The organism is Rhodococcus sp. IEGM 1305 (assembly GCF_030058635.1).
GTDB lineage: Bacteria > Actinomycetota > Actinomycetes > Mycobacteriales > Mycobacteriaceae > Rhodococcus_F > Rhodococcus_F opacus_D.
This window is the reverse complement of the sequence record NZ_JASHKX010000002.1, coordinates 130,521-152,646: the sequence shown is the minus strand read 5'-3', so window position 1 is coordinate 152,646 and position 22,126 is coordinate 130,521. Positions and strand designations below refer to the sequence as shown.

Annotated in this window: 21 protein-coding genes; 12 read left to right on the top strand and 9 right to left on the bottom strand. The window is 68.8% G+C overall.

Annotation, left to right across the window (positions count from 1 at the left end):
- Positions 1–130 precede the first annotated feature (130 nt).
- Positions 131–1,393: an Nramp family divalent metal transporter gene (locus QM693_RS04555; RefSeq protein ID WP_280778532.1), complete on the top strand. Its 1,263-nt coding sequence runs from the start codon at positions 131–133 to the stop codon at positions 1,391–1,393.
- Here QM693_RS04555 and QM693_RS04550 read toward each other — a convergent pair whose 3' ends face one another.
- Together QM693_RS04550 and QM693_RS04545 are read right to left on the bottom strand one after the other, a co-directional pair.
- Positions 1,394–3,685: a serine/threonine-protein kinase gene (locus tag QM693_RS04550; RefSeq protein WP_283351553.1), complete on the bottom strand. Its 2,292-nt coding sequence runs from the start codon at positions 3,683–3,685 to the stop codon at positions 1,394–1,396.
- A gap of 23 nt (positions 3,686–3,708) precedes the next feature.
- On the bottom strand, positions 3,709–4,404 hold the full coding sequence (locus QM693_RS04545; RefSeq protein ID WP_025431932.1) for a TetR/AcrR family transcriptional regulator: 696 nt from the start codon (positions 4,402–4,404) through the stop codon (positions 3,709–3,711).
- A 104-nt stretch (positions 4,405–4,508) separates the two neighbouring features.
- Between QM693_RS04545 and QM693_RS04540 the strand changes: the two genes are divergently transcribed.
- The 6 genes from QM693_RS04540 to QM693_RS04515 are packed head-to-tail and all read left to right on the top strand — an operon-like array spanning position 4,509 to position 11,297.
- Positions 4,509–5,693, top strand: coding sequence for a lipid-transfer protein (locus QM693_RS04540; RefSeq protein ID WP_283351552.1), 1,185 nt, complete (start codon positions 4,509–4,511; stop codon positions 5,691–5,693).
- A gap of 47 nt (positions 5,694–5,740) precedes the next feature.
- Entirely contained in the window at positions 5,741–6,172 is a 432-nt protein-coding gene (locus QM693_RS04535; RefSeq protein ID WP_280778535.1) for a type II toxin-antitoxin system Rv0910 family toxin, read from the top strand.
- Between the two features lie 5 nt (positions 6,173–6,177).
- Entirely contained in the window at positions 6,178–7,053 is an 876-nt protein-coding gene (locus tag QM693_RS04530; protein ID WP_283351551.1) for a MaoC/PaaZ C-terminal domain-containing protein, read from the top strand.
- A 10-nt stretch (positions 7,054–7,063) separates the two neighbouring features.
- Positions 7,064–7,933: an SDR family oxidoreductase gene (locus QM693_RS04525; protein WP_280778537.1), complete on the top strand. Its 870-nt coding sequence runs from the start codon at positions 7,064–7,066 to the stop codon at positions 7,931–7,933.
- Between the two features lie 11 nt (positions 7,934–7,944).
- Positions 7,945–10,158 (top strand): acyl-CoA dehydrogenase family protein, encoded by a 2,214-nt coding sequence (locus tag QM693_RS04520; RefSeq protein WP_283351550.1) that lies wholly within the window; start codon positions 7,945–7,947, stop codon positions 10,156–10,158.
- Positions 10,155–11,297 (top strand): CaiB/BaiF CoA transferase family protein, encoded by a 1,143-nt coding sequence (locus QM693_RS04515; RefSeq protein ID WP_283351549.1) that lies wholly within the window; start codon positions 10,155–10,157, stop codon positions 11,295–11,297. Before QM693_RS04520 ends, QM693_RS04515 begins: the two co-directional genes overlap by 4 nt.
- Before the next feature lie 11 nt (positions 11,298–11,308).
- Here the strand turns inward: QM693_RS04515 and QM693_RS04510 are convergent, their stop codons facing one another.
- Positions 11,309–11,770, bottom strand: a complete 462-nt coding sequence (locus QM693_RS04510; RefSeq protein ID WP_283351548.1) for a PPOX class F420-dependent oxidoreductase — start codon at positions 11,768–11,770, stop codon at positions 11,309–11,311.
- A 94-nt stretch (positions 11,771–11,864) separates the two neighbouring features.
- Here QM693_RS04510 and QM693_RS04505 point away from each other — a divergent pair, with 94 nt between their 5' ends.
- Together QM693_RS04505 and QM693_RS04500 are read left to right on the top strand one after the other, a co-directional pair.
- Positions 11,865–12,557, top strand: a complete 693-nt coding sequence (locus QM693_RS04505) for a FadR/GntR family transcriptional regulator (RefSeq protein WP_283351547.1) — start codon at positions 11,865–11,867, stop codon at positions 12,555–12,557.
- Positions 12,554–13,360, top strand: coding sequence for an ABC transporter ATP-binding protein (locus QM693_RS04500; RefSeq protein ID WP_283351546.1), 807 nt, complete (start codon positions 12,554–12,556; stop codon positions 13,358–13,360). Before QM693_RS04505 ends, QM693_RS04500 begins: the two co-directional genes overlap by 4 nt.
- Before the next feature lie 129 nt (positions 13,361–13,489).
- Here QM693_RS04500 and QM693_RS04495 read toward each other — a convergent pair whose 3' ends face one another.
- The 3 genes from QM693_RS04495 to QM693_RS04485 form a co-directional block, all read right to left on the bottom strand.
- Positions 13,490–14,977, bottom strand: coding sequence for a DUF4153 domain-containing protein (locus QM693_RS04495; RefSeq protein WP_283351545.1), 1,488 nt, complete (start codon positions 14,975–14,977; stop codon positions 13,490–13,492).
- A gap of 78 nt (positions 14,978–15,055) precedes the next feature.
- The gene (locus QM693_RS04490) at positions 15,056–16,033 is read right to left on the bottom strand and encodes a HAMP domain-containing sensor histidine kinase (RefSeq protein WP_283351544.1); all 978 of its coding nucleotides are present in this window, start codon (positions 16,031–16,033) and stop codon (positions 15,056–15,058) included.
- Between the two features lie 23 nt (positions 16,034–16,056).
- Positions 16,057–16,743: a response regulator transcription factor gene (locus QM693_RS04485; RefSeq protein WP_283351543.1), complete on the bottom strand. Its 687-nt coding sequence runs from the start codon at positions 16,741–16,743 to the stop codon at positions 16,057–16,059.
- 258 nt (positions 16,744–17,001) lie between these two features.
- Here QM693_RS04485 and QM693_RS04480 point away from each other — a divergent pair, with 258 nt between their 5' ends.
- Both QM693_RS04480 and QM693_RS04475 read left to right on the top strand, forming a co-directional pair.
- Entirely contained in the window at positions 17,002–17,547 is a 546-nt protein-coding gene (locus tag QM693_RS04480) for a hypothetical protein (protein ID WP_283351542.1), read from the top strand.
- Between the two features lie 21 nt (positions 17,548–17,568).
- On the top strand, positions 17,569–17,835 hold the full coding sequence (locus tag QM693_RS04475) for a hypothetical protein (RefSeq protein ID WP_280778547.1): 267 nt from the start codon (positions 17,569–17,571) through the stop codon (positions 17,833–17,835).
- Here QM693_RS04475 and QM693_RS04470 read toward each other — a convergent pair.
- Together QM693_RS04470 and QM693_RS04465 are read right to left on the bottom strand one after the other, a co-directional pair.
- Positions 17,785–18,381 carry a hypothetical protein gene (locus QM693_RS04470; RefSeq protein WP_283351541.1) on the bottom strand — a complete coding sequence of 199 codons (597 nt, stop codon included), beginning with the start codon at positions 18,379–18,381 and terminating at the stop codon, positions 17,785–17,787. The genes QM693_RS04475 and QM693_RS04470 overlap by 51 nt on opposite strands.
- Positions 18,381–20,657: an ATP-dependent DNA ligase gene (locus QM693_RS04465; protein WP_491932172.1), complete on the bottom strand. Its 2,277-nt coding sequence runs from the start codon at positions 20,655–20,657 to the stop codon at positions 18,381–18,383. Before QM693_RS04465 ends, QM693_RS04470 begins: the two co-directional genes overlap by 1 nt.
- An 88-nt stretch (positions 20,658–20,745) precedes the next feature.
- Between QM693_RS04465 and QM693_RS04460 the strand changes: the two genes are divergently transcribed.
- Entirely contained in the window at positions 20,746–21,660 is a 915-nt protein-coding gene (locus QM693_RS04460) for an ABC transporter substrate-binding protein (protein WP_283351540.1), read from the top strand.
- Here the strand turns inward: QM693_RS04460 and QM693_RS04455 are convergent, their stop codons facing one another.
- Positions 21,661–22,092 carry a type II toxin-antitoxin system Rv0910 family toxin gene (locus QM693_RS04455; RefSeq protein WP_283351539.1) on the bottom strand — a complete coding sequence of 144 codons (432 nt, stop codon included), beginning with the start codon at positions 22,090–22,092 and terminating at the stop codon, positions 21,661–21,663.
- Between the last annotated feature and the right edge of the window lie 34 nt (positions 22,093–22,126).

Here is a 22,126-nt window from a genome sequence, read left to right as displayed (position 1 = left end):
GTCAATATAGCGCCGGAGGTGGCAATTCCGGGCCGATCCGCACCCCACGCTTGAAAGTTCGTTATCCCTAAATCTATAGTGCGGATATACGAATCAGCAGGTAGATCCGCAGACCACGACCAGGAGCTCCGTGAGCATCGAGGCACCCCGCCCTCTCCTCCCGCGCCGCACGCCCCGCAAGGGCAGTATCCGAACTGTCGCGCTCCTCGGGCCCGCCTTCGTGGCTGCCATCGCGTACGTCGACCCCGGAAACGTGGCCGCCAACCTCACCGCGGGCGCGAAGTACGGGTACCTACTCGTCTGGGTCCTCGTTCTCGCCAATGCCATGGCCGTGCTGGTGCAGTACCTGTCCGCGAAACTCGGGCTGGTCACCGGCAAATCACTGCCCGAAATGCTGGGGACCCGCCTGCGGACCGGGAACCGTCGCGCGTTCTGGCTGCAGGCGGAGGCGATGGCGATCGCGACCGACCTCGCCGAGGTGATCGGCGGCGCGATCGCACTCAATCTCCTGTTCGGCGTTCCCCTCTTCGTCGGAGGGCTGATCACGGGCGTCGTGTCGATGGGCATCCTGTCGATCCAGAGCCGCCGCGGTCAGCGGACGTTCGAGTTCGTCGTGATGGGACTCCTGACGATCATCACCGTCGGGTTCCTCACCGGGCTCGCGTTCACCGACGTGTCGGGTACGGACGCGCTCGCCGGACTCGTGCCGCGTTTCGAGGGCACCGAGACGGTCCTGCTCGCCGCGAGCATGCTCGGCGCCACCGTGATGCCGCACGCGATCTACCTCCACTCCGCCCTCGCCCGCGACCGGCACGGGAACGACCTGGAAGGCCCCCGCCTCGCGCGACTGCTGCGGGTGACGAAGTGGGACGTGGTCGGTGCCCTGATCGTGGCGGGCGCGGTGAACATCGGCATGCTGCTGCTCGCCGCCTCCGCCCTGCGCGGCATTCCGGGCACCGACTCGATCGACGGCGCGCACGCCGCCATCCAGAGTTCGCTCGGCCCCACGGTCGCCGTCGTCTTCGCCGTCGGACTGCTGGCGTCCGGCCTGGCGTCCACGTCGATCGGCTGCGCCGCCGGCTCCGAGATCATGTACGGCCTGCTGTCGATGCGCATCCCCCTGCTGCTGCGCCGGGTGGTCACCCTGATTCCCGCACTGGTCGTGCTGGCGATCGGCGTCGATCCCACGTTCGCGCTCGTCCTCAGTCAGGTCGTTCTCAGCCTGTGCATCCCGTTCGCGGTGATTCCACTCGTGCGGATGACGTCGAGCCGCGACCTGATGGGCGTCCACCGCAACGCGACGGCCACCACGGTCGCCGCCTGGGTGGCGGCGTCGTTGATCGTCGTGCTCAACGTCTCGCTGCTGTGGCTGACATTCACGGGTTCGGCCTGATCACTCGTGCCGCGGCGCGCCTGACACGACGCGCTCCAGCGCGTGCAGGTCCTCGGACAGCAACCGGAACATCCAGTAGGCCGCCACGAACGCGACGACGCTGCCGACGCACAGGACGCGGAGCGCGACGATCACCCGGGGCAGGTCCTCCGGGGGAATGAACGTGGCTCCCGCGATCCCGAGCAGCGGCACGGCGGCGGCCGCGGCGAGGAAGAACGTGCTGCGGCGCCCCAACCGCTTCAACATCCGGGCGTCGGACGCACTGATCTCGCCGTGCCGCAGAAACACCGGGTAGAGGCAGCGGACGGCGTAGAAGTTCACGAAGAAGAACGGGTAGACCACCGCGATCGCTCCGCACACGAGCTGAGATGCGGTGAAGTGGACGATCGTGTTCCACGGAACCTGACTGCCGCTCACCTCCAACGTGATCGGCACGACGAGGCCGCTGACGATCCACAGCCCGAGGCAGAGCAGTGCACACCGCTGGCCGAGCAGCAGGGTGTCCCGGCGCGCCCGGGCGAGCTGGGCGCCGGTGTAGACCCGCCCCCGGCGCAGCCCGCCGGCCACCATCGTCAGGTAGATCACCATCGACACCGTGCCCACGGCTCCGATGAGGAACGCGACCGTGTAGTCGATCCGGGTGATCCGCTCGAAGTTCTCCTGCGCGGCGGGCGGCAGCTTGCTGATGATCAGGGTGCTGTTGTGCTGGTAGCTGTAGAGGATCGCCAGCAGGTTGGGAACTGCGATGGCCAGGAACATGATCGGGTGCGTCCACCGCCGCATCCGCAGCCGCCAGCTTCCCGGCGGCGGATCGACCAGATCTCGGGCGTGCGCGTCGAGGCAGACGTCGAGCTGCTGGGCGAGTTCGGCACCGGAGGAGAACCGATCCTTCGGTGCCGGCGCCAGCGATTTCAGCAACACTCGCCGCAGCGCGTTCGGACAGTCGGCGGGCAGCGCGTCGGCGGCCGGTTCGTCCGGTCCGCGCCGCCGCGCGAGCATCGCGTCGAGAGTGGTGCGGTCGCCGGGCGGGTGGGAGTGCAGTTCGGCGTCGCTGTCGTCGAAAGGCCGTCTGCCGGTCAGCAACTCCCACAGGACGACCGCGAGCGAATACAGGTCGCTGCGGGTGTCGAGATCGCCGGGTGCGCCCGGCCGGTCCGGGTGGATCGCCTCGAGCTGTTCGGGTGACATGTAGGCCAGCGAGCCGCCGAAGTACGCGACCGGACTCGACCCGGCGACGTTGCGGCTGAAGCTGATGTTGAAGTCGGCGAGCTTGGGGACGCCCTCCGTCGTCAGCAACACGTTCGCCGGTTTGACGTCGCGGTGCAGGACGCCGTGGCGTCCGGCGTAGTCGAGCGCCTCCGCGAGCCGCCGGCCGAGCCAGGCGACCGTCTCCGGCCAGGTCAGCGTCGCGATCTCCCGGCGCACCCCGGATTCGCTGGGCCGGATCTCGCCTCGCCCGACCAGGGCCCGGTCGATCGCGTCCAGCAGCACGGCGCCGCTGCGCGCTTCCGGCGGAGTCTCACGGACCCGCCCGACCACGTCGAGCAGGGTGCCGCCCGGCACGTACTGCATGTACAGCAGTCTCAGGTCACGGCCCGCGAGGAGGCGTTGATCGAAGACCCGGACGATGTAGTCGTGGTCGAACTGGGCCAGAGTCTGCGGCTCGGTGCCGTGGTCCAGGGAAATCTTGACGGCGACCATCCGTTGCAGCGACCGCTGCCGGGCCAGGAACACCCGCGCGAACGCGCCCCGGCCGAGACCGGTCATCAGGTCGAAATCGTCGATCCGCTGGCCCACCTCGAGATCGTCGAGGGTGCCTGCGCTTCCCGCAGACACCGACAGCGTCGTCTCCCCGCGATGGAGCGCCGTGCTCTGGTACTCGCCGGTGCCGAGCAGTTCGTCGAGCTCACCGGCCTGACCCGGAAAATTCTGCGTGTATTCGCTCGCCTCGACCGACTCCCCGCTGCGCCGCCGGATGTGGAACTCCTCGTACAGCAGATCCGGCGGCAACGGCCACCGCCGCAGTTCCGGCAGCTCCTCACAGTATTGGTCGAGCCGCTTCGGGTGGTCGCCGCGCAGCCAGCGGTTCTCGAGGTCGACCTTGACGAGTTCGATGAGCGTGACCCGGCGGAGCGCGGGAGACGCGGGCAGGTAGGCGACCAGATCGGGCGCGGACGACGAGGACTCCCAGGCACTGGCGAAGCGCGCGACGGCGTCGCCGACCGCCGTGTCCGACACCCAGGCCTGCTCGGAAGCGGCCGGTGAACCTCGCCGGGAGGGCATGAAAGCCATGGTAGCTGGCCACGGCCGGCCGACTACTGCAGTTCCGACACCGGGGTCGACGGGTCGATGGTGACGCCGATCCGCGCCAGATTGCCGTGCAGCACTTGCCAGATCGACACCTCCAGGAACTCGGCCAGCTCGTCGCTGCCGAGCGCCGACTGCGGGTTGCTCAGCCACCGGTTGACGCTGGCATCCACGAGTCCCACCAACCCGAAGGCCAGCGACTCGGCGAGATCCGAATTGCCGGCCACCGTGTCGAGGACCGTCGCGAGCAGACCGGACAGCTGGAGCGCGATCGCGGTCTTCGTTCCGGTCACCACACGCGAGCCGGTGGTGCGCCTGCTCGGCGATCCGGTGCCGAGGAATTGGTGGAGCCGTGGATATTCCACGATCCACCGCAGGTACGTCTCGACGGCGCGCGCGATCGCCTCGCCGACGGTCCCCTCCGGTGTCAACGTGGGCGCGAGGTCCGCCATCAGTCGTTCGATGATGCGTCCGCGCAGCTGCTCGTCGAGGTCGCCACGATCGGTGAAGATCCGGTAGACCACCGACCGCGGCACGTCGGCGCGGTTCGCGATCTGCTGGACGCCCACGTCGGGTCCGTCCTCGTTGATGGCGTCCATCGCGGCTTCGAGAATCCGGCTTCGGCGTTCCGCCTTGTGGTCCTCCCAGCGCGTGGCGCGGCCGTCGCCCTGGGGCGACGCGGCGGTTTCCACTTTGTCCGGCATCACGCACACGTTACCCATCCAACTGTTGACTGGACAGACTGTCTCACATACTTTGGTGGGACAGGGTGTCACACACACATTTCTCCGGACTCTAGGGAGCCGCAATGGGTAACAGGGTGTTCGTCGTCGGCGTCGGGATGACGAAGTTCGAGAAGCCGGGTGCACGCGAGTGGGACTACCCCGACATGGCGCGCGAGGCCGGCGGCAGGGCACTCGCGGACGCCGGAATCGAGTACGGGCTCGTGGAGCAGGCGTACGTCGGATACGTGTACGGCGAATCGACGTCGGGACAGCGGGCCGTCTACGAACTCGGCCTCACCGGCATTCCCATCGTGAACGTCAACAACAACTGTTCGACGGGGTCGACCGCACTCTTCCTCGCCACGCAGGCCGTCCGGAGCGGTCAGGTCGACTGCACGCTCGCGCTGGGCTTCGAGAAGATGCAGGCCGGTTCGCTCGGGTCCACGTACGACGACCGGGAACAGCCGATGATGCGCCATCTCCTCGCGCTCGCCGAACTTCAGGAGTTCGCGATGCCGCCGGCCCCCTACATGTTCGGCGCCGCGGGCAAGGAACACATGGAACGCTTCGGGACCACGGCGGAACAGTTCGCCAAGATCGGCGTGAAGAACCACCGCCACTCACAGAACAACCCGTACGCCCAGTTCCAGGACGAGTACACACTCGACGAGATCCTCGGCTCGAAGCCGATCTACGGGCCCCTCACCAAACTGCAGTGCTCCCCCACCTCCGACGGCTCCGGCGCCGTCGTCGTCGTGAGCGAGGAGTTCGTCGACAAGCACGACCTCGCCGGGCAGGCCGTGGAGATCGTCGGCCAGTCCATGGTCACCGACCTCCCGAGCACATTCGACGACCGGAGCGCGATCAGCCTGGTCGGCGCGGACATGACCCGCACGGCCGCGGCCCGCGTGTACGAACAGGCCGGCATCGGACCGGACGACATCGACGTCATCGAACTCCACGACTGCTTCTCCACCAACGAACTGCTGACCTACGAGGCGCTCGGCCTGTGCGGCCAGGGCGAGGGCGGCAAACTCGTCGACAACGACGACACCACGTACGGCGGGCGCTGGGTGGTCAACCCGTCCGGCGGTCTCATCTCCAAGGGACATCCCCTCGGCGCCACCGGACTCGCCCAGTGCAGCGAACTCACCTGGCAACTCCGCGGCACGGCCGACAAGCGCCAGGTCGACGGCGCCGCGGTCGCCCTTCAGCACAACATCGGACTCGGCGGTGCCGTCGTCGTCACCGCCTACCACGCACTCTGATCCGTCTCTCTCACAATTCCTTCCACCTCGAACACCAGGAGTACACCATGGCTTCCGTTTCCGTCGCAGCGTCCCTTCCCGCCTCCCCCGACAAGGCGTGGGACGCGCTCTCCGACCTGTCCCGCTGGGAGGAGTGGCTCACCATCCACCAGTCGTGGAAGAGCGAGATCCCCGCCGAGGTGGCACTCGGATCGAAGTTCACCGAGGTCGTCTCCGTGATGGGCATGGCCAACAAGATCGAGTGGACCGTCACCGAGGTGCAGGTGCCCGAGATGGTGAAGATCTCCGGCACCGGCATGGCGGGGGTCACCGTCGAATTCACGCTGAAGGTCGAGCCGGACGGCGCCGGATCCACGGCGATCATCGACGCGAGCTTCACCGGCACGATGATCGTCGGCCCCATCGGCAAGGCCGTCGCCAAGAACGCCAAGGCGGATCTGGAGGCGTCCCTGGCGGGGTTCGCCGACATGGTGGGCTGAACCGCATGACCACCCCCACAGTCGAATTCGACACGAGCGGCCTCGGCGAGTGGACCGATCCGCAGCGGTTCGAGGTCACCGCCGAGCGCATCGCCGACTACGCCGCGGCCACCAACGATCCCATCGAACGCCACCTCGCCGGCGAGGTCGCACCACCGGTGTTCGCCGTGGTCCCCGCGTTCACGTCGATGGCACCGGCGGCACTGTCCGTCGCCCCAGTCGAACTGCTCATGAAACTCGTGCACGGGGAGCAGGATTTCCACTTCCACCGTCCGATTCGTCCCGGCGACAACCTCGTGGTCCGCGCGAGACCGATCGGATTCGAGGGCCGGGAGAACGGCTCCACCGTCGTCGTCTACGTCGAAACAACGACGGACGGCGGCGAACTGGTCAACGAGCAGTGGATGACCGCGTTCTTCCGGAAGGTCGACGCGGGAGCCGGACTCGGCGAGCAGGCACCCGCCCACCGGTTCGACGAGTCCCTCCGCGGACAGGCCCCGGTCGCGTCGATCACCCAGCACATCGACGAGAACCAGACGTTCCGGTACTCGCCCGCCTCCGGTGATCCGATGCCGATCCACCTGGACGACGAGATCGCCCGGATGTCCGGACTTCCCGGAATCATCAACCACGGCCTGTGCACCATGGCGTTCACGTCGTGGGCGGCGCTCACCGAACTCGCCGACGGCAGGGTCGAACGGCTCCGCCGGCTCGCGGTGCGGTTCGCGAAACCCGTTCTGCCCGGCCAGGACATCGCCACGCAGTTCCGGCAGGTCGGCGAGTCCACGCGCGGGACAACGTCGTACGCCTACGAGACCAGCGTCGGCAACGAACTCGTCATCAAGGACGGCCTCGCCGTCATCGCGGACACAGAAACCTAGGAGTACGCACATGGGAACACTCGACGGACGGGTGGCCATCGTCACCGGCGCCGGACGCGGAATCGGCCGGGAACACGCACTGCTCTTCGCCCGTGAGGGCGCTGCCGTGGTCGTCAACGACCTCGGCGGCGCGAACGACGGCACCGGCGAGGACGCGGGCCCGGCTCAGCAGGTGGTCGACGAGATCGTCGCCGCGGGCGGCAGGGCTGTCGCGAACACCGACAACGTCGCGTCCTGGGACGGCGCCGAAGGACTCGTCGGCCAAGCGGTGAGCGAATTCGGCCGCCTCGACGTCCTCGTCAACAACGCGGGCATCCTGCGGGACGCCTTCATCGCGGGCATGACCGAAAGCCAGTGGGACGCCGTCATCGCCGTGCATCTCAAGGGACACGCCGCCACTCTGCATCACGCGGCGGCGTACTGGAAGGCGCAGACCAAGGCGGGTGAGACCGTGAACGCGTCCGTGATCAACACCGCGTCGGCGTCGGGCACGTTCATGCCCAATGCGGGCCAGGCCAACTACGGCGCCGCGAAGGCGGGCATCGCCGCACTCACCCTGGTCGCGGCGGACGAGCTCGAACGCTACGGCGTCCGGGTCAACGCGATCGCCCCGATCGCCCGCACCCGGCTCACGCTGGCCACCCCGGGTATGGGCGCGCTGTTCGCCGAGGAGGTGCCGGAGGGCGAGTTCGACGCGTTCAGCCCCACCAACATCTCTCCGCTCGTCGCGCGTCTCGCCGACGCGAACTGCAAGATCACCGGCAAGGTGTTCGCCGTGCAGGGCGGTGCCATCTCCGAGCTCGCCGGCTGGCACGACGTCACGACCATCGAGAGCGACGGCCCGTGGACCGTCGCCGACCTCGCCGACCGGCTCGGCTGAAGGGCCGCGACATGGCCAAGAACACGTACGAGCTCGGGCTCGGGCTGACCGAGGAACACCGGGCCCTCGCCGACTCGGTCCGCGCTTTCGCCGAACACACCATCACCTCCGATCATGTCCGGTCCGCGGTCGAGTCCACGAGCGAGGAGAAGTTTCCGCCGTTCTGGGATGCACTCGTCGGCCAGGACCTGCTGGGACTGCACGTCCCCGAGGACAAGGGCGGTCACGGCGCCGGGCTCCTCACGTTGGCGGTGGCTCTCGAAGCGCTAGGGCGGACGGCCGCCCCAGGTCCGTTCGTCCCCACCGCACTGTCCGCCGCGCTCGTGGCGGCCGCGGATTCCAAGGTCGGCATCGAGGTGATGCCGGGTCTTCTCGACGGATCACACACCGCCGCAGTCGCGTTGGGCCGCCCACTCGACGCATCGGCGCACGAGGGCGGATACCGCGTCACCGGGGTCGCGGACGCGGTTCTCGGCGGCGAACACGCCGATATTCTGCTACTCCCGATCACCGTCGGCGACGACATTCGCTGGGCCGTCGTCGATTCCGCGGACATCACCGTCACGGTGCAGGACAGCATCGACGTGCTCCGCGGTTCCGCACGGATCACGGTCGACGCCGTCGACGTGGGCGCCGACCGGATCCTCGACGGTCTGAGCGAGCAGCGCGTCCGGTCCGTCGCCACCGTCGTCCTCGGTGCGGAGGCGATCGGCGTGATGTCCTGGTGCGTGTCCACCGCATCCGAGTACGCGAAGACGCGGGTGCAGTTCGGGCGACCGATCGGCCAGTTCCAGGGCGTCAAGCACAAGTGCGCCCACATGGGCATCGCCCTGGAGAAGGCGCGCGCGGTGCTGTGGGATGCCGCCTCCGCCCTCGACAACGGCGACGACACCGCCGATTTCGCCGCGGACATCGCCGCCGTCGTCGTTCCCGACGCCGCGGTGCAGTGCGCACAGGACTGCATCCAGGTCCACGGCGGCATCGGATTCACCTGGGAGCACGACGCACACCTGTTCTACCGCCGGGCGCTGGCCATCCGGGGGCTCCTCGGCACCCGCGAGGAGCGGGCCACCCGGGTGGCCGACCAGTCCCTCGCAGGCACCGCCCGCACCTCCGAACTGGAACTGCCGGACGAAGCCGACACGATCCGCACCGAGGTGCGGGCGGAACTCGCCCCGCTGGTGGGCCTCGACGAGGACGACCAGCTGATCGCACTCGGCGACGGCGGCTGGGTGCAGCCGCACCTGCCGAAACCGTACGGGCGCAGCGCGTCCCCGCTCGAGCAGATCGTCATCGCCCAGGAGATCAAGGCCGCCGGAATCCCGATGCCGCAGCTGCTGATGGGCGGCTGGGCGGTGCAGGCCGTCGTCGCCCACGGCACGGACGCGCAGAAGCGGGATCTCGCCGTCCCCACGCTGCGCGGAGATCTCGTGTGGTGCCAGCTGTTCAGCGAACCGGGGGCCGGTTCCGACCTGGCGTCGCTGACCACCAAGGCCGAGAAGGTCGACGGCGGCTGGACGGTGACCGGGCAGAAGATCTGGACCACGGTGGCACAGTTCTCCGATTGGGCGATGCTGATCGCCCGCACCGACCCGTCCAGGCCGAAACACGAGGGCATCACGTACTTCGTGCTGGACATGTCGACGCCGGGGGTCACCGTCCGGCCGCTGCGCGAGATGACCGGCTCGGCCCTGTTCAACGAGGTCTTCCTCGACGACGTGTTCATCCCGGACGAGAACGTGGTCGGGAACGTGAACGACGGCTGGAACGTGGCCCGCACGACCCTCGCCGGCGAGCGGGTGGCCCTGAGCCAGAAGATGGAGGCCTACGCCACCGACAAGGATCTGCTGCAGTTCGCCCGCGGCCGCGACCTCGGCCCGCTGGCACGCTTCCGCGTCGGCGAACTGGTGGCCGAGAGCCAGGCAATCGATCTGATCGGTTCACGGATCGTGCTGAAGCAGCTGTCGGGGGCGGACGTGAGCATCACGTCCAGCGTCGGGAAGCTGCTCGGTATGGGCCTCGGGCAGTCGATCGCCGAATTCGTCGTCGCCGAACTGGGGGCAGCGGGCGCCGTCAGCATTCCCGGGGAGCCGAGCGACAAGGCGATGGAGCAGTTGATCGCCGGCCGCGCCACCACCATCTACGGCGGCACCACCGAGGTGCAGCTCAACGTGATCGGGGAACGCATGCTCGGACTGCCCCGCGACGCGCAGGGGGTGTCGTGACCGGCGGGCCGCTGAGCGGGCTGACCGTCGTCGAGATCGCGAGCCTCGCGCCCGCCCCGTTCGGGTGCATGATCCTCGCCGACCTCGGCGCGGACGTGATCCGCGTCGAACGGGCGGGTGACGGCGGCAGCGGGCTGATGGCGCCGTCGGGTGTACTCGACCGGGGACGACGATCGATCGCCGTGAACCTGCGGACTCCTGAGGGGCTGGAGGCCGTCCTGACACTCGTCGAAACAGCCGACATCCTCGTCGAGGGTTTCCGTCCCGGCGTCGCGGAACGCCTGGGCATCGGCCCCGACGACTGCCTGTCCCGCAATCCCGGTCTGATCTACGGGCGCATGACCGGCTGGGGCCAGGACGGTCCCCTCGCACCTCGGGCCGGGCACGACATCAACTACATCGCGCTCGCAGGCGCGCTCGAACCCATCGGGCGTGCCGGGGAGCGGCCGGTGCCGCCGCTGAACCTGTTGGGCGACTTCGGCGGTGGCGGCCTGATGTTGACGATGGGAATCCTGGCCGCGCTGCACGAGCGCTCCCGGTCGGGCCGCGGGCAGGTGGTGGACGCGTCCATGGTCGACGGCGCGGCGCTGCTGACGGCGTTCGTCCACGGCATGAACGCCGCCGGTCTGTGGCAGGAGGGTCGGGGGCGGAACGTCCTCGACGGGGCCGCCGCGTTCTACGACACCTACGAGTGCGCCGACGGTCTGCACGTGGCGGTCGGATGCGTCGAACCGCATTTCTACGGTGAACTCCTCGACGTGCTGGGGTTGAGCGGTGAGGATCTGCCGTTGCAGTACGACCTCGATGCGGCGCCGGAACTGAAGAAGCGTCTCGCCGAGGTGTTCGCGACCCGGCCGCGGGACGACTGGGCAGCCGTCTTCGCCGATTCCGACGCGTGCGTGTCGCCCGTCCTGTCGCCGTGGGAGGCGCACGAGCACCCCCACAACAAGGAACGGGAGACGTTCGTCGAGGTGGGCGGCATCCGCCAGCCCGCACCGGCACCGCGCTTCAGCCGCACCCCGGCGCCCGTTCCCCGGCCGGCCCCGCGGCCCGGGCAGGACACCGATGCGATCCTCGCGCAGGCCGGTTACGACCCGTCGGGCATCGAGCACCTGCGCTCGGCGGGTGCCGTCGAGTAGGTGGCGGGGACCTATCCGCGATCGGCGTCCGGCGGGAAGCCGCCGGTCGCGATGGGTCCCCACTCGTCGATGGTGATCCGGATGAGGCTCTTGTTCTGCTTCCGCATGGCGTCCCGGTACTCGTCCCAGTCGGGATGCTCGCCGGAGATGCCGCGGAAGTACTCCACCAGCGGCTCGAGTGCGTCGGGCATGTCCAGTACCTCGGCCGTGCCGTCGATCTGCACGTAGGCGCCGTTGAACTCGTCGGACAGCACGCACACGCTCACGGCGGCGTCGTGTCGCACGTTCGCGGCCTTGGCGCGCTGCGGGTAGGTGGAGACCACGATCCGGCCTTCCGAGTCGAGTCCCGACGTGACCGGGGAGATCTGCAGGCCGCCGGAGCGCTTCCGGGTGATCAGCACGCTGCGATGGCGCGGACGGACGAAGTCGAGCAACTCTTCCCGCGTGACACGGTCTGCGGTGGCGATGGCCATGGTGCACCTCTCCTCTGCTGCGTTGATTCTCTCCGGTTCACCATAGGCTCCACCACAGTCCTCAGACGTCTGAGGACTGTGCTAGCGTCGCCGAATGGCCGGAAGTCACACCCTCCGCAGCGGACCGCTGGTTCCCCAGCTCGAGGAACTCCTCGCCGCCCGGATCCGCGAAGGCAAGTGGACACTCGGCAGTCGCATCCCCAGCGAGGCCGAACTGGCCACCGAACTCGGCGTCGGCCGCTCCTCCGTCCGCGAGGCCGTCCGGCTGCTCGCCCGCGACGGCCTGCTCGACGTACGGCACGGCGTCGGCACGTTCGTCGCGAAACCACCCACGGGCGGTGCGGGACTCGAGAAGCTGCTACGCCGCGCCCGCCTGCTCGAGGTGTACGAGGTGCGTCGCGCCCTCGAGATCGAGGCCGCCCGGCTCGCCGCGGAACGCGCACGCCCCGAGGACCTTCGTCGACTGCGAGAGCAGCTGTCGACCCGGCACGACAGCACCACCGAGTCGACCGCCGTCTTCGTCGCGGCCGACCTCGACTTCCACGCCGCGATCCTGGAGATCGCAGGCAACTCGCTCCTGTCCGCCCTGTTCGATTCGATCCGGCCGCTGCTCGTCGACGCGCTCGCCGAACTCGTCGACCACGAACCGGGCCGACCCGACACCAGCTGCGCACACGACGACCTGGTGCGCGCGCTGGAAGCAGGCGATGCCGAGGCGGCTGTCGCCGCCACCGCCGCCAACCTCGATCCGACCATGTCGATTCTGCGGAAAGGCGAACATCAGTGACCACCCCGAACTCGGTCGTCAGCACCGACCACGTCGACCTCGTGCGGAGCGGGCGATACCTGCTCAGCGACATCACCCTCCACATCGAACGCGGACAGCACTGGGTGCTGCTCGGCGCGAACGGTGCGGGCAAGAGCACGCTGCTGAGCATGCTCGGCGCCTTCGCGCATCCGACCCACGGCACCGTCCACGTCCTCGGCCATCAGCTGGGCCGGGTCGACATGCGGGAGTTGCGCGCCCACATCGGGCACGTGAACCCGCGACACCGGATCGACGCGCCGCTGACGGTGCGCGACGTCGTGCTGACCGGCCTCACCAACACGCCCGAGTTCGTGCCGAGGTGGGCACCGACCGCCGGCCAGGTCGCCCGCGCCGACGAACTCATCGCCTCCCTCGGCATGCAGAAGCACGCGGACGCCCTGTGGCCCAACCTGTCCCAGGGCGAACGCGGACGGGCCCTGATCGCGCGGGCGCTCATGGCCGAGCCGCAACTCCTCCTGCTCGACGAGCCCGCCACCGGCCTGGATCTGGCTGCGCGAGAACAACTCCTCACCGCACTCGACGAACTGCGCGTCACGTACCCGAGCCTCGCCAGCATCCTCGTCACCCACCACCTCGAGGAAATCCCGACCACCACCACCCACGCCGTCCTCATCCGCGACGGCCGGGTGATCGCACAGGGCCCCGTCACGGACGTCCTCACCACCGGCAACATCAGCGAATGCTTCGACCACCCGATCGAGATCACCCGGCAACGCGGCCGGTGGGTCGCGCAGACACGGGTGCCCGAGACGGTCGGATAACCGCCGACGCGGTGCACACTGGTGGGTATGGCGCGCGCTCGGCGCGCCACAGCCGCACGGACATTGGCCGGATTCCCACGCAATTGCCTGTGATTCCGGCAAATCCGTCGGCAAACGGCGCGAGAACCGCTACGACCCCACCCGCTCACACGAGCCGACGGAATGCGCGGCCAGCAGTTCCTTCGCGCGACTGCGTGCCGCGTTGTACTCGTACCACTGCGACTCCCCCCTCACCTGCCGGTCGAGTCGGTACAGGGCGCACGACCGTTCCGGTTCGGGCAGCCGATCCAGAGCGGGGACGGCGTCGACGGACAGCGAACCGAGGTAGCTCACGTCGATCCGCCCGGTCTCGCCGAACCGTTCCACGTTCTTCCTGGCAACGTAGGCGTCCGGATCGATCGCGGCGAGGAGCAGCACCCCACCCACCGCGGACGCCAGGACGGCACGCGGCAACCACCGCCCCGACAACCGGACGCCTGCCGCGATGAGCAACACGAACACCAACCCCAGCCACAGTTCCGTCACCGTCACGGTCACCCGCAACCGCGTGTACCCGTACTGGTTCTCGTACAGCGACATCCGGTGGATCGCCGAGGCCACGACGACGAGCGTCAACGCGCAGAGCAGTCCGAGCAGCACCCGCACGAGGATGCGATCCACGACCTCCACTCGCGCCGCCTTCCGGACCGCGACGGCGATCACCACCAGTGTCAGCGCGGTCACCGCCAGCAACTGCCAGAAGCCCTGTCGCGCGTACTCGGCGTACGTCAGGTCTGCCGTGGTCAGCACGTGCGTGCTCCCACCGAACAGCACCGTCAACTGCACCGCGACGAATCCGAGGAACAACAGATCCAGCAGTGCGAGCGGAAACACCCACTCCCACCGGGCAACCGGGCGCCCCGGCCCGGGGGCGAGTGCGTCGACGCGGGGCGTCCGCCTCAGCAGGTACGCGGCACCCAGCGTGCCCCCGCACACCAGGCCACCGAGCACGAACCGCCCGAACGGATTCGACACGTGGACGGTCGGTGCGGCCCTGCCGAGCAAGGCGGCGAAACCGGCATCCGCGCCGGCGAACAGCGAACCGAAGACCAGGAGCAGCACGGCCGTCACTGCCGCGACACCGAGAGCGCGGCCCACCGGCACCTTCCCGCTCGAATGCCACCGCCTCGCACCTCGACGCGTCCACCGCGCCACCCGCAGCGGTGTGAACCACAACGCGAACGACCCGGCCGCCAACCCCGTCCACGTGCGTCCGCCGACGAGGGCGAACGACCCGACCACCCAGCTCAGCGCCACACAGACCGCGGCCAGCCACCCCGCACCGCGGACGCTGAGCACGGCCAGCAGGGCGAGGGCACCGAGGATCGCGACAGACTGAACAGCCGTCGGCATCGTCCTGCGCGTGGCGAACACCGCGACGGCCACCGCAGTGCCGGTGACGACGTAGCCGAGGCCGACCACCGTGACCTGCAGCGTCAGCGCCGCGACCAGGCCTGCCGCCAAGGCCGCGAGGACGATCGGCCGTGGAGCCATCGACGTCCGGTCGCGGCGCCAGGCACGTCTCGGCCAGAAGTCGCCCGACGTGGGCGCGGCGGGTTGTGGGGGTGCGATGGTCATGGTTCCCTCCCTGGTTGTCGCTGCCGGATGAAGGCAGGCGTCATCGCGGGACGTCGCGTCCCGGTTGTGGATCGGTAATCAGGCGGCGGGCAGACTCACCCGGATACAGCAGCCTTCGGCGGTGTCGACGACCTCGATGCGGCCGTCGTGGAGATCCACCGCCCAGCGTGCGATGGCGAGACCGAGGCCGGTCCCACCGTCGGTGGAGCCGCCGCGGGTGAACCGCTCGAACACCCGCGACCGCTCGCCGGGCGCGATACCGGGGCCGTCGTCCTCCACCTCGATGATCACGCCGCCGGCGTCCGGTCTGGCACGGACGACCACGCGGGTGCGCGCCGGGCCGTGCCGAAACGCGTTGTCCACGAGATTCGTCACCACCTGATGCAAGCGTGCGGTGTCCGCGTCGGCGCGCAAATGCGGCGGTTGCACGTCGACGGTCACCCGCCGCGGTCGCAGCGGGTCCTCCGACTGCCGCACCACATCCTCGAGGAACTCACGGACCGGAAAGTTCTCCCGCTCGAGTTGCACCGCCCCGCCTTCCACCCTCGACAGGTCCAGCAACTCGGCGACGAGGCGCCCGAGCCGCTCGGTCTGGTCGAGCGCCACCCGCATCCGGGCGGGGTCGGGCGCCTCCACCCCGTCGACGACGTTCTCGAGGAGTGCCTGCAGAGCGGAGATCGGTGTGCGGAGTTCGTGCGAGACGTTGCCGATGAGTTCGCGGCGATACCGATCGGCGGCCTCGAGGTCCTCGGCCATCTGGTTGAACGCGCGAGCCAGTTCGCCGATCTCGTCCCGCGACGTCGACCGAACCCGGCGTGAATAGTCGCCGGTCGCCATCGCGCGGGCCGCGGCGGTCATCGCGCGGAGCGGAGACGTCATGCCGTGCGCGAGGATCTGGGTCACGGCCAACGACACCAGCAACGCCAGGACCAGCGCGTATCGGAACGGCCAGCGAGCGGTGACCCAGAACGTCAGCGACGCGAAGAACAGCGCGGCCACGACGAGAAGACCGGTCTTCACCTTGAACGACCGCAGCGGATCGAGAGGTCGGGGCATCCTGTCCAGGATCCGGCCCGCGCTCACCGCTGCACGTCCAGTGCGTAGCCGACGCCGTGCACGGTGCGGATCAGGTCGCCGCCGAGTTTTCGGCGCAGCGCCTTGACGTGACTGTCGACGGTCCGGCTACCCGCCCCGTCACCCCACCCCCACACCTCCGCGAGGAGCGACTCCCGTGCGATCGCCGCGCGCGGCCGGGAGGCGAAGTAGGCCAGCAGGTCGAATTCGGTTCGTGTCAGATGAATTTCGTCGGCGCCGCGCCGGACGCGACGCTCCACGAGGTCCACCTCGATGTCGCCGACGGACAGTCCGTCCCGCTCAGCCGGCACGGGTTCCTGGGCACGATCGGCCCGCCGCAGCAGTGCGTGCACCCGCGCCACCAGCACCCGCATGCTGAACGGCTTGCTCAGGTAGTCGTCGGCACCCACGCCGAGACCGATCAGCATGTCCGTTTCGTCGGCGCGCGCGGTGAGCATCAGCACCGGCACCGGCCGCGACGCCTGGACGCGCCGGCACACCTCGAGGCCGTCGAATCCCGGCAGCATCACGTCCAGTACCAGCACGTCGGGCGACGAGGCCGCGCACTCCGCAACGGCGGAGGGACCGTCCGACGCCGTCACGACGTCGAAGCCTTCCGCCCGCAACCGCGCCACGACCGCCTCGCAGATCGTCGCCTCGTCGTCGACGACGAGCACTCCTCGCTGGCTCATTCCCCGACTGTATTGGGCGCACGTGCGGATCCCCGTCAGAGCTTGTGAAGATTCTGTGCAGGTTTGCCCGCGGTTCCGCCGCGGGGTGGGAGATGCGCACCCTGGGGTGCCTGTCGAAAGGCTCGCGCCCGGCGCAAGCTTGGTCTATCAGCCCAGCTAGACACCTCAAACCACCGGAGGCACCCCATCGTCCACACCGCAACTCGCATCGCGATCGGCGCAACCGCCGCCCTCACGTTCTCCCTCGCAGGAGCCGCAGTGATCGTTCTTGCCGGTGGACATACCGACGGGGCTCCGACCCCGAGTTCGGAGGGGGCCGTCTCGCAGCAGCAGCCGGCTCCGGCGATCGCGCCGGCCCCGAGTCGGATCGTCGTCGCAGACCCCGGCTACTCGGTGAATCCCGAGTACTCGGCGCCCGGCTATTCGGCCGACACCGAAACGGTGGCGCCGGGACCGGGTGTCGTTCCGCCCGTCGTGGCGGCACCGCCCATCGTCCGAGCACCGATCGCCCAGTCGCCGATTGTCCAGCAGCCCATCGCCCAGCCGCCGGTTGCGCAGCCGCCCGTCGCCCAGCCGCCCGTCGTGGTGGACCCGCCCGTCGTCGTCGATCCGCCGGTCGTCGTCGACCCCGTTCACCCGCCGAAGGGTCCGTTCGAAGGACCGGGCCAGGTCGAGCCGGGCGTTCTCGAACCCGAAACCAATCCGTTCCCCGTCGGCGGCGGCCCGAAGCCTGCCCCGCCCGCGGCCCCGCAGTCACCCGGCGGCGTCGGCCCCGTCGACGGCGGAACCGTCGTCGGCCCCTGATCACCGGAGGAAATCCACACCATGTCCCACACCAAGACCCGCATCGCGATCGGCGGGGGCGCAGCCTTCGTCCTCTCGGTCGTCGGAGCCGCCGGAATCGCCGTCGCCAGCGGCACGGCATCACCGACCGCCGAGGTGAGTGTCACCGAGCAGCACCAGGACGAGGACACGACGTCCACGCCCCTGCCGGTCTTCACCCCGCCGGCGCTGCACACCCCGACACAGGAACCGCCCGGGTCATTCGACACCGCGTCGGCCGGCCCATTCGAACCAGCCCCCTGGCGGTAGCTCGAGTTCCGGCGGCTGCTGTCGGTCGTCCGGTGCCTCGACGAGCACGTGGACCGGTTCCGGCCACAGTGTCTCCACCCGCTCCGCGGCTTCGGCGAAAACGGCGGCATCGAGGTCGGTCCGAGATTCCGGAACCCCGAAGTAGGGCCACGCCGTGATCATCGACCAGCGTTTCGGCGGCGGGAGCGGCTGGAGAAAGTACGTCTTGTCCGCGGTGAGCGGTCCGCCGCGCCCTGCCCCGCCATGCAGGCCGTCGGTCATGCGGGCACCGGGAAGGTTCGTGAACACACTGCCGTCCGCGTACTCGATTCCGAACAGAAACGGCCCGCTGCTCTTCGCCGACCCGGGTTTGCCGAATCCGAACATGTCGAGCAGCACCGTGGACTCGGACCTGCGTGCCTGGATCGTGAACTCGACACCACAGCTGTACACGTGAACGTCGGTCAGCCACAGCACGAGCGACTCGGTGCGGGCCAGCACGGTGTCGACCGACACGGAGACGGGGATCTCGTTTTCCGGGGTCGATTGGAATCGGATACCGGTCATCACGAGACCTCCACTTCGACGTCCTCGGGTGCCTTGTCGTCCCTGAGCCCACGCCAGCTGGGGTGCCGCAGTCTCTTCGAGCCGGTCCAATCCATGAACCGCACCTCCGCCACCAGTGTCGGGGTGACCCACACGGCCCCCTTGCGGTCGGCGGTGGGCAGGTCTTCGACGAACGGGCTGGTGTCGGTTTCGAGCGGCCCCAGGGTGGACGCGAGTTCCTGCAGATCCCGTTCGGTGAAGCCGGTTCCGACGCGCCCGATGTAGCGCAGCCCACCGTCCTCGGGGACGCCGAGCAGGACCGACCCGATTCCCGTGGACCGCCCGCCCTGACCCCGGCGCCACCCGCCGATCACCGCTTCCTGTGTGCGCCAGTTCTTCACCTTGATCCAGCTCGACCCCCGCTTGCCCGGCAAGTACACGGACTCGCGGCGTTTTGCCACGACACCTTCCCAGCCCTTGCCGCGGCTCTCGTCCAGAGCGTCCTGCGCGGACCCGTGCAGTTGCGGCGGAACGACCAGGTCGTCCACCTTGGCCGCCAGGGCTTCGAGGACGCGGCGCCGGTCGGTGTACTTCTTGCGTAACAACGACACTCCGTCGAGATACAGCACGTCGAACGCAAGGAAGTGCGGCTCGTTGCCCTGCTGCAGGAGGCCGAAGTTCGCGACACCCCGCTCGTCGAACGCGACCACTTCACCGTCGAGGACCACCTCGTGGTCGCCGAGAGCGTCTGCCAGCCAACCTAATCGGGCGTAGTCGCGGGTCTTGTCGTTGCCCGCCCGGCTCGTCAGCTTCAGCTCGCCGCCACCGATCTCGGCGATCACCCTGATCCCGTCCCACTTCCCTTCGAACGCCCACTCGTCGGCGTCCAGTCCGTCGAGGGTGCCGGGGCTCGCGAGCATCGGCGACAGTCCGCGCGGCAATTCGGAGGTGTGCGACCCACCCGGTGTCTGATCCTTCATCAGATGCATCAGCCACTGGTCGCCCTTCGTGCGGATCAGCGCGAACCGGCCCTCCACCTGCTCGCCGTGCAACTGGACGATCACCTCGTCGTCCCGCCACTTCTCGGTGTCATAGGTTCCCGTGTCCCAGATGGTCATCTCGCCGCCGCCGTACTCGCCCTTCGGGATGGTCCCGGAGAACGTGAGATATTCGAGCGGGTGATCCTCGGTGTGCACGGCGAGCCGGTTCTCCCCCGTCGTCGTCGGCACGTTCTTCGGCACCGCCCACGACACCAGCACCCCGTCGCGTTCGAGCCGCAGGTCGTAATGCAGACGCCGGGCGTGGTGTTCCTGGATGACGAAGCTGTTGCCCGCCCCCGGCTGCACCGTGTCCGGCATCGGCTCGGGTGTCCGTCCGGGATCACGCTTGCGGCGGTACTCGGCGAGGGTGGCGTCGTCCTCGATCGGCGGATCGAGTCCGGCGAGCAGGTCGCCGTCCGACTCCCACCGTTCGAGCACTTCCTCGAACCGCAACTGTCGTAGGTCGGGGTCGTCGAGTTCGTCCCAGCTCCGCGGCGCCGCCACATACGGCTGGGCGCGCCCCCGCAGCGAATACGGCGCGATGGTGGTCTTGGACGGATTGTTCTGGCTCCAGTCGACGAAGACCTTTCCCGCGCGCACCGCCTTGGCCATGGTGGCGGTGACGAGTTCGGGCCGCAGCTTCTCCAGTCCCGTCGCCACCTGCTTCGCGACGGTCGACGCGCCCGAACCGTCCAGCTTCCGGTCGAGCGGCACGTACAGGTGAATACCCTTGCTGCCGCTGGTGACCGGGTACGCGGTCCAGCCGAGGTTCGCGACCAGGTCGCGCACGGCCCGTGCCACCTCCGCGCATTCGGCCAGGCCCACACCGGGGCCGGGGTCGAGGTCGAAGACGATCCGGGTGGCGGGACCCCGATGTGGTCCGTCGAACCGCCACTGCGGCACGTGCAGTTCGAGTGCGGCCTGCTGCCCCGCCCACGCCAGGGCCGCGACCGAGTTCAGGAGCGGATAGTGCACGGACCGATCCGAGTGCTCGATCGCACGGCGCTCCAACCACGCCGGTGCGGAGGCCGCGAGGTTCTTCTCGAAGAACGGCTCGCTGTCCACCCCGTTGGGCCAGCGTTTCCGGGTGGCGGGGCGGTCGACGACGTGCGGGAGCATGGCGGGCGCGATCCGCGTGTAATAGTCGATGACCTCGCCCTTCGTCGTTTCCGATTCCGGGTAGAGGACCTTGCCGAGATTGGTCAGGGACAGGCGATGTCCGTCGACCGTCAGTTGCCGGGTTCCCGCAGTGGCCACGCGCGCCTCCCTCCGCCAATACATACATATTGTGCGCCGCGCGGCCGCTTCGCTGGCCGGATCGCTACCCGCCAGGCAAGATGGCGGGGTGCACCGAGGTCCCAAGACAGCCGTCGCCGCCATATCCGCTGCACTGACATTGCTCGCCGGATCCTGCTCCACCGACACCACGTCGGAGGTCGACGCCCAGGCCGAAGCCTCGACGATTCCCGAAGCGTTCACCAAACTTCCGTCCACCCGCGCGGTCGGCGACTGCGCCCCCGGCAGCGGCGTCACCGCGCGGGACGGCGTCGTCACCATCGCCACCGACAGTCCGTCGTACCAGCCGTGGTTCGTCGACGGTGACCCGTCCAACGGCAAGGGCTACGAGGGCGCCGTCGCCCGGGAAGTGGTCGAGAAGCTGGGATACGGTCCGGACCAGGTGCAATTCGAGACAGTCGGGTTCAACGACGCGCTGGCGCCCGGCGAGAAGAACTTCGACTTCGCCATCGACCAGTTCACGATCGTCGACACCCGGCGCGAGACGGTCGATTTCAGTTCGCCCTATTACGCCGTCACGCAGTCGGTGCTGGCGCTGAAGAACTCTCCCGCCGCGAGAGCCAAATCGCTCGCCGACCTCGCGCCGTTCCGTCTCGGGGCGCAGGTGGGGTCCACCAGTTTCGACGCCATCACCGAGACCGTGCAGCCCCGCCAGGCGCCGGTCAGTTTCACCACCACCGACGACGCCAAGGCCGCCCTGGCCGCGGGCGACATCGATGCGCTGGTGGTGGACATCCCGACCGGATTTCAGATCACCGCCAACGAGGTGAAGGACAGTGTCCTCGTCGGACAGTTCCCGCGCCCCAACGCCGTCACCGAATTCTTCGGCCTCGTGCTGGAGAAGAACAGCCCGCTCACCGCGTGCGTCTCGGCGGCCGTCGATTCGCTCTACGCCGACGGGACGCTGGACGCCCTTGCCGCCGAGTGGATCACCGACACCGGCGGCGCGCACGTCCTCGACTGATCAGGCGTACAAGTCGACGAACGTCTTCAGGGACTTCTCGATGTCGCCCTTCAGTGCCTTCGCGACACCCGAGCCGATGGGCCCGAACAGCGGTGCGCCACCGAGTTCGATGGTGAACGCCACCTCGGAGGCGTCGCCCTTCGCCTTGACGTCGAGCACCATTCCGAGCTTCACGCCGCCCTTGCCGTCACCCTTGAGAACGATGCGGTTCGGGGCGTCGTACTCCTTGATCGTCCACTTCACGCGGTTGCGGAGTCCCTTGACCGTCACGACGGAACTGATCTCGGTTCCGGCCGTGAGGGTCTCGGGAAGTTCGCCGCGCCAGCCGTCGTGGACCACGAACCACTTGTCGAAGTCCTGCAAATTCGAGGCCTTGTCCCAGGTGTCCTGGGGGCTGAGGGGAACATCGGTCTTGACCGTGAGTTTCGCCATTGGTGCAGCCTAACGGCCTGTGAGTACTTATTAA